Annotated in this window: 7 protein-coding genes and 1 pseudogene; 4 read left to right on the plus strand and 4 right to left on the minus strand. The window is 63.8% G+C overall.

What is annotated here, in order from left to right; all coding sequences use genetic code 11:
• The 4 genes and pseudogenes from I5M_RS06720 to I5M_RS06735 form a co-directional block, all read right to left on the minus strand.
• A pseudogene (locus I5M_RS06720) lies at nucleotides 1-286 on the minus strand (branched-chain amino acid ABC transporter permease); the annotation flags it as partial.
• 49 nt (nucleotides 287-335) lie between these two features.
• The gene (locus I5M_RS06725; RefSeq protein WP_022720697.1) at nucleotides 336-1,082 is read right to left on the minus strand and encodes an ABC transporter ATP-binding protein; all 747 of its coding nucleotides are present in this window, start codon (nucleotides 1,080-1,082) and stop codon (nucleotides 336-338) included.
• Complete coding sequence (locus I5M_RS06730; protein WP_022720698.1) at nucleotides 1,075-1,830, minus strand: ABC transporter ATP-binding protein; 756 nt, start codon at nucleotides 1,828-1,830, stop codon at nucleotides 1,075-1,077. Before I5M_RS06730 ends, I5M_RS06725 begins: the two co-directional genes overlap by 8 nt.
• Nucleotides 1,831-2,051: 221 nt before the next feature.
• Nucleotides 2,052-2,399 (minus strand): ArsC family reductase, encoded by a 348-nt coding sequence (locus I5M_RS06735; protein ID WP_022720699.1) that lies wholly within the window; start codon nucleotides 2,397-2,399, stop codon nucleotides 2,052-2,054.
• Between the two features lie 203 nt (nucleotides 2,400-2,602).
• Here I5M_RS06735 and I5M_RS06740 point away from each other — a divergent pair, with 203 nt between their 5' ends.
• The 4 genes from I5M_RS06740 (at nucleotide 2,603) to I5M_RS06755 (ending at nucleotide 6,679) form a co-directional block, all read left to right on the plus strand.
• The gene (locus tag I5M_RS06740) at nucleotides 2,603-4,081 is read left to right on the plus strand and encodes a pyruvate kinase (RefSeq protein WP_022720700.1); all 1,479 of its coding nucleotides are present in this window, start codon (nucleotides 2,603-2,605) and stop codon (nucleotides 4,079-4,081) included.
• A 277-nt stretch (nucleotides 4,082-4,358) separates the two neighbouring features.
• Nucleotides 4,359-5,465, plus strand: coding sequence for an endonuclease/exonuclease/phosphatase family protein (locus tag I5M_RS06745; RefSeq protein ID WP_031335647.1), 1,107 nt, complete (start codon nucleotides 4,359-4,361; stop codon nucleotides 5,463-5,465).
• Between the two features lie 289 nt (nucleotides 5,466-5,754).
• Nucleotides 5,755-6,165, plus strand: coding sequence for a hypothetical protein (locus tag I5M_RS29290; RefSeq protein ID WP_022720702.1), 411 nt, complete (start codon nucleotides 5,755-5,757; stop codon nucleotides 6,163-6,165).
• A gap of 13 nt (nucleotides 6,166-6,178) precedes the next feature.
• Nucleotides 6,179-6,679 carry a hypothetical protein gene (locus tag I5M_RS06755; protein ID WP_022720703.1) on the plus strand — a complete coding sequence of 167 codons (501 nt, stop codon included), beginning with the start codon at nucleotides 6,179-6,181 and terminating at the stop codon, nucleotides 6,677-6,679.
• The last annotated feature ends 51 nt before the right edge of the window (nucleotides 6,680-6,730 follow it).

Genomic DNA, 6,730 nt, shown 5'->3' on the forward strand with positions numbered 1-6,730 from the left:
GTCCGTAGAGGTGATCGAGCCCGGACAGCCATTGCAGCAGGGTTCGCTCCATCACCATGCCGAACGCGCCGACGATCAGCGGCGCCAGGATCAGCGCCCACCAATAGCCGAGGCCGGCAAGGTTGAGCAGGAAATAGGCCACGAAGGCGCCCATCATATAGAGCGCGCCGTGGGCGAAGTTGATGATGTTGAGCATGCCGAAGATCACGGCGAGCCCGAGGCTGAGCAGAGCGTAGAACGAGCCGTTGATCAGTCCGACCAGAAGCTGCGCCAACAGGGCCTGAATATTGATGGACATTGCGCTCCCGAAACTTGTGCGAATGTTGGTGCCGGACTCACACGCCCAGATAGGTGTGCAGCTTGTCCATGTTGGCTTCGAGTTCGGAATTGGCGAAGCCGTCGATGATCTTGCCGTGCTCGACTACGTAGTAGCGATCCGCCACCGTCGCGGCCCAGCGGAAGTTCTGCTCCACCAGCAGGATAGTGAAACCCTCGTTCTTCAGCCGCGCGATGGTGCGGCCGATCTGCTGGATGATCACCGGCGCCAGACCTTCGGTCGGCTCATCGAGCATCAGGAAGCGCGCGCCGGTGCGCAGGATGCGGGCGATCGCCAGCATCTGCTGCTCGCCGCCGCTGAGCTTGGTGCCCTGGCTCTTCAGCCGCTCGCGCAGATTGGGGAACAGCTCGAAGATCTGATCGAGCGACAGCCCGCCCGGCCGCACCTGCGGCGGCAGCGTCAGATTCTCGCGGACGTCGAGGCTGGCGAAGATCCCCCGCTCCTCCGGACAGAACGCGATGCCGCGACGGGCGATCTTGTCCGAGGTGGCGCGGCTGATATCGCCGCCGTCGAACAGGATGCTGCCGCTGCGCTTGGCGATGATGCCCATGATGGACTTCAGCGTCGTGGTCTTGCCGGCGCCGTTGCGGCCGAGCAGCGTCACCACTTCGCCGGTGCGGACGTCGAAATCCATGCCGTGAAGGATGTGGCTTTCGCCGTACCACGCCTGCAGATTGCGCACGCTGAGCAGCGCGTTGCCGGGCGCGACGGGCGCAGTACGCTCGAGGGTCGCGGTCTCAACCATGGCCGGCTCCGAGATAGGCTTCCTTGACGCGCTCGTCCTGGGTCAGGTCGCGGTAATTGCCCTCCGCCAGCACCTGACCGCGGGTCAGCACCGTGATGGTGTCCGACAGATTGGCGACGACGCTCAAATTGTGCTCGACCATCAGGATCGTGTACTTGGCCGAGATGCGCTTGATCAGCGTGGCGATCTTGTCGATGTCCTCGTGGCCCATGCCGGCCATCGGCTCGTCGAGCAGCATCATCTCCGGATCGAGCGCCAGCGTCGTGGCGATCTCCAGCGCGCGCTTGCGGCCGTAAGCCATCTCGACCGCCGGCGTGTCGGCGAATTCGGACAGCCCGACGTCGTCGAGCAATTCGCGGGCGCGCTGATTGTACTTGTCGAGCACACTCTTGGAGCGCCAGAAGTCGAACGAGCTACCATGCTGGCGCTGCAGCGCGACGCGGACGTTTTCCAGCGCCGTCAGATGCGGGAACACCGCCGAAATCTGAAACGAGCGTACCAGACCGAGCCGCGCCACGTCGGCCGGCGCCATCGCGGTGATGTCCTTGCCGCGGTAGCTGATCTGCCCGGCCGAGGGCTGCATGAACTTGGTCAGCAGGTTGAAGCACGTGGTCTTGCCGGCGCCGTTCGGGCCGATCAGCGCATGGATGTGGCCACGCCGGACCCGCAGATTGACGTCGCGCACGGCAAAGAAGCCGGCGAACTCCTTGGTCAAACCTTGGGTTTCGAGAATGATGTCATCGGCCAAGCCAATTCCCCCCGGCCGACGGCGCGTGCACGCTGTCGACACGTCTTTATTGTCTTTGTTGTCCGGTGCTTGCGGCGCCTGACGACCGCCCAGCCCGGGATTTTCGGCCGCGACTATGCCGCCAATTCCGAGCCTTGCGCAAGATGCAATGCAGGGCAGCTTTTCAACGCATGTTGATGAGAGTTCTGCCGGATGGAATGACCCATCGGGGCGTCAGACCCTCAGCCGAATGCCTTCGCGTAAATCTCCGGCTTGAAGCCGACCAGCAGCTTGCCGCCCTGCTCCAGCACCGGGCGCTTGATCATCGACGGCTGCGCCAGCATCAGGGCGATGGCCTTGGCCTCGGTGAGGCCTTCCTTGTCGGCGTCGGGAAGCTTCTTGAATGTTGTGCCGGCGCGGTTGAGCAGCGTCTCCCAGCCGACCTCTTTGGCCCAGCGGTCGAGATGCGCGCGATCGACACCCGCAGTCTTGTAGTCGTGGAAAGCATAGGCGACGCCGTGCTGGTCGAGCCAGGCCCGCGCCTTCTTCATCGTGTCGCAGTTCTTGATGCCATAGATCGTAATCGCCACTGCTGACTCCGCTGAAGGATGCTCCCGAGAAGGAGCCGTGTGTCATCCGCCTGGGAAGGCGGTTTGGCCGTCACGATACCGCGCCGGCGCCCTTCCCTGAAGGTCTAAGATCGAACGCCTGCCGATGTCACAGCGCGTTCATGGCCCGGACCTACACGGTCAGGGTTGCGGCACCAGCCGCCTTCAACGCGCGAGTTCGCCGCATGACGACCGACATCCACCACCTGGCGCGCACTCTGGATGAGCTGATCGCCGGCATCGATGCGGCCGGCAAGCAGAGGACGGCGGGATGGGCAGGCCGGATCGCGCGGCCGGGCTTCGCCACCAGCGCGACCAACCTGGCGCACTACCTGGCACTGCGTCATCACGATCTGCGGCCGTTGCAGCGCAATCTGGCGGCGCTCGGCCTGTCGTCGCTCGGCCGTCTGGAAAGCCGGGTGATGCCGACGCTGCAGGCGGTGCGCGCCAGCCTCGCCGCGCTCGCCGGCGAGCCGGAACATCTGCGGCCGTCGTCTCATCAATTCTTTGCCGGCGAACACTACATCACCCAGCGCAGCCAGGAGCTGTTCGGCCCCGCTTTCGGCGATCGCCACGTCGCCCTGCTCGTCACCTGCCCGAGCGAGGCCGCCGACGATCCATCGTTCATGCTGCGGCTCGCCGAACGCGGCGTCGAGGCGGTGCGGATCAATTGCGCCCACGACGATCCCGAGCGCTGGCAGCGCATGATCAATCATCTGCATGTCGCCGCCGAAGCCACCGGCCGGCGCATGAAGATCCTCATGGACATCGCCGGCCCGAAGATCCGTACCGGCCTGTCGCGCACGCCGGAGAACCGCGACCGCGCCGACGTCGGCGATCTCATCGCCATCACCGCCGAAGGCGAGCTCGACCGTGTCGACCTGATCGAGGATCACTTCGCGGTCGAATGCACGCTCGGCGAAGCGCTGGCGAAGGCTGCGGTGGGCGCGCGCGTTTTCGTCGACGACGGCAAGCTGTGCATCCGCGTCGAGCGCAAGACGCCGTGGGGCGTTGTCGGCCGCGTCACCGCGACCGCCGACAAGGGGCTGCGGCTGAAGCCGGAGAAAGGCCTCAATTTCCCCGACACCCAGCTCGACATCCCGGCGCTCACCGACCAAGACCGCGCCGACCTCGACTTCGTCGCCGCCCATGCCGACGGCATCGAGTTCTCCTTCGTGCAGTCGGTCGAGGACGTCGAGGCGCTGCAGGCCGAGCTGCGCGAGCGGCGTCCGGAGGATTGGCGCAAGCTGTCGCTGGTGCTGAAGATCGAGACGCCCGAAGCGGTCGCGCGCCTGCCCGACATGCTGGTGCAGGCCGCCGGCCAGCAGCCGACAGCGATCATGATCGCGCGCGGCGATCTCGCCGTCGAACTCGGCTTCACCCGCCTGGCCGAAATGCAGGAGGAGATCCTGTGGATCGGCGAAGCCGCGCATATCCCGGTGATCTGGGCCACGCAGGTGCTCGAGCATCTGGTCAAGAAAGGCACGCCGTCGCGCGGCGAGATGACCGACGCCGCGATGGCGGCGCGCGCCGAATGCGTGATGCTCAACAAGGGTCCCTATCTGTTTAAGGCGATTACCGAGCTCGACAATCTGCTCGGCCGCATGGCCGATCATCAGCACAAGAAGACGCCGCAACTCCGCAGGCTGAAGAGCTGGGGCTAAAGCAACCAAGCCGGTTGAGCATCACCGGCTTGTCATGGCGGGCTCGGGCCGATGATGTGGGTCGAGGGGCGACTTATCGTCTGGTCCATATTGCTTCGCACCATCTGCAAAACACCTCGACTACTCGACGTCCGTGTAGTTCGTAATTGCAGCGCTCTCCGCGCTGACGGTGTTCCGCTACGCATTGCCGCGCGGACCTCTCGGCTGTAGCATTGGTGACATTGATCCGCACTAGCCTGTGATTTTCACTGCCATCGATTGCGACAGCGAGGCTGCGATGAAATTAGCATCGTTCAATGTCGAGAATCTCTTTCTGCGCGCGAAGGCCCTCAACAAGGCCAATTTCTCCGAGGGCAAGGATATCCTGAAAGCGCAGGCCGACCTCAACCGCATCCTCGGCAAGGCGCGCTACACTGCCGCCGACAAGACGAGGATTGTCGACCTGCTCGACCAGCTCGGTCTGAAGAAATCGGACGACGGGCCGTTCGCCGTCCTGCGCCAGAACCGCGGCGATCTGGTCAAGCGCAGCGGCGGCAAGGTCACAATCGTCGCCGACGGCCGCGAGGATTGGATCGGCTGGGTCGACCTCAAGGTCGAAGAAGTCAACGAGACCGCAACGCGCAACACCGCGCGGGTGATCACCGATCTTGGTGCCGACGTGCTCGGGGTGGTCGAGGCGGAAAGCCGGCCGGCGCTGGTGCGCTTCTCGAAAAACGTGCTGCCCGCCGTCGCCGGCAAGCCCTACGACCACATCATGCTGGTCGACGGCAACGACGAACGCGGTATCGATGTCGGGCTGATGACGCGCAAGGGGTTCGAGATCGTGTCGATCGTCAGCCATGTCGATGATGCCGACGACGAAGGCGTGATCTTCAGCCGTGACTGTGCCCAGTACGAACTGACCACCGCCAACGACAATCGGCTGATCCTGCTGATCAACCATTTCAAGAGCAAGGGATACGGTAGTCCGGCGAGTTCGAATGCGCGGCGCAAGCGTCAAGCGGCGCGCACCGCCGCGATCTATCGCGCGCTACGCCAGCAGCACAACGAGTACATCGCGGTGATCGGCGACTTCAACGACACGCCGGACAGCGACCCGATCAGTCCGCTGTTCCATCAGACCGGGCTCAAGGACATCAGCGAGCTGCCCGGCTTTCACGACGACGGCCGGCCCGGTACTTACAAGAACGGCACCGCCTCGAACAAGATCGACTACATCCTGCTGTCACCGGAATTATTCGCCAAGGCGACGGCCGGCGGCATCCTCCGCATGGGCGTGTGGGGCGGAAAGAACGGCGATTTGTTTCCGCATTATCCGGAAATCACCAAGGCGGCCGAAGCCGCCTCCGATCACGCCGCGATCTGGGCCGAACTCGATATCTGAGCGTCACGAACAGTTGCTGCCGGCCTTGCGGACGCAATAGCGCAGCGCATGGCGCTTCAGATTCGGCTGCCCGTTCGGCGCGCGTGGCCGTCAGCATCGACTGATTGTCCTCCTGATGGTCGACGCAGAGGTCGGCCCAGGAGCCGCTCGCCGGAAGCCCCCCAAGTACAAGCTGCAACTCGCGGCCTCGTACAAACCCGAGGCCACCGTAATACGGTTGCATCATATCAATTTACACAACTAAAAGTTGTAGCCGCCGATTTGGCGGTCTATCGAACGGAGCAGAGCAATGGCGCTCGTGGTCAATCCAGAGGACTGCACGGTCTTCATCCAGATTTGGGTCGATATCAACGCGCTCGCGCAGCAGCAGGTTACCGGCTGTTACGCGGTCGACAATCTCCAGGGCAGCGGCGAAGGCACGCCCAGCCTCACCTCGAAAGTCGCCACCAACACCAGCGTGTGCTGGCAGGTGCTGCCGATCGATCCGCAATATGCCGGCAGCCTCACCATCACGCAGATCAGCGCGCCGACCGGCTGGCAGGCACAGCCCTCGCCGATCGACCCGAGTTCGGCCGTCTGGACCGGGACCGTGAGTAAGTCCTCCACCGGAGGCACCATCTCGCAGGGCATCACTGTCAACTACAACGGCGGCTCCGTGTCGTGGACCGGAGTGCTGCCGATGTCTGTCGCCATCAACTGAGGGGGATCCGACCATGGCCAAGAAAGCCAACATCGTCATCAATATCGCCGTCGACGTCGCCTACGTGTATGCGCAGAAGGCGGGCGCCTATCTCGGCGCCGGCATCTACATGGTTGACAACCGCGCGGTGAACGGCAGCGCCAACGAGGGCGGCCTCGAGCTCTCCACGAAAGGGTCGGCCGGTCAGACCGTCGGGTTCAACGTGTTCCCGATCACCGAATTGCAGGAGGCCGGCGCCTACGTCCACATCGAAGGATTCCAGCAGTCGTCCGGCGTCAACGTGTTCGGCAATCAGGGCTGGCCGAAGGAGCAGACTCCGGACACGCCGTTCCAATATTACGGCAGCCTGATGCGCTCGGGCCAGATGACCTACCAGATCAAGATCGGCGTCTCGCCCAACAAGGACATCTTCCCGATCCAGTACTACACGTGGGACCCGTTCTTCAACATTGGTACCAACGCCGCCTTCGCCGGATTGGAAAAGGCGCCGAAGCTGTGGAAGGACCCGGCCTGACGCGCACGCTGAGTGAGGCCAAGACGCTTCACCCATTCCGATGATGGTGCG

The sequence above is a fragment of the Rhodopseudomonas sp. B29 genome (genome assembly GCF_000333455.1).
Taxonomy (GTDB): Bacteria; Pseudomonadota; Alphaproteobacteria; order Rhizobiales; family Xanthobacteraceae; genus Rhodopseudomonas.

Bases quoted from the DNA above. Each gene is read 5' to 3' on its own strand.
- I5M_RS06725 (WP_022720697.1), bottom strand. From the start codon at position 1,082: ATGGTTGAGACCGCGACCCTCGAGCGTACTGCGCCCGTCGCGCCCGGC.
- I5M_RS06740 (WP_022720700.1), top strand. From the start codon at position 2,603: ATGACGACCGACATCCACCACCTGGCGCGCACTCTGGATGAGCTGATC.
- I5M_RS06745 (WP_031335647.1), top strand. From the start codon at position 4,359: ATGAAATTAGCATCGTTCAATGTCGAGAATCTCTTTCTGCGCGCGAAG.
- I5M_RS29290 (WP_022720702.1), top strand. From the start codon at position 5,755: ATGGCGCTCGTGGTCAATCCAGAGGACTGCACGGTCTTCATCCAGATT.
- I5M_RS06755 (WP_022720703.1), top strand. From the start codon at position 6,179: ATGGCCAAGAAAGCCAACATCGTCATCAATATCGCCGTCGACGTCGCC.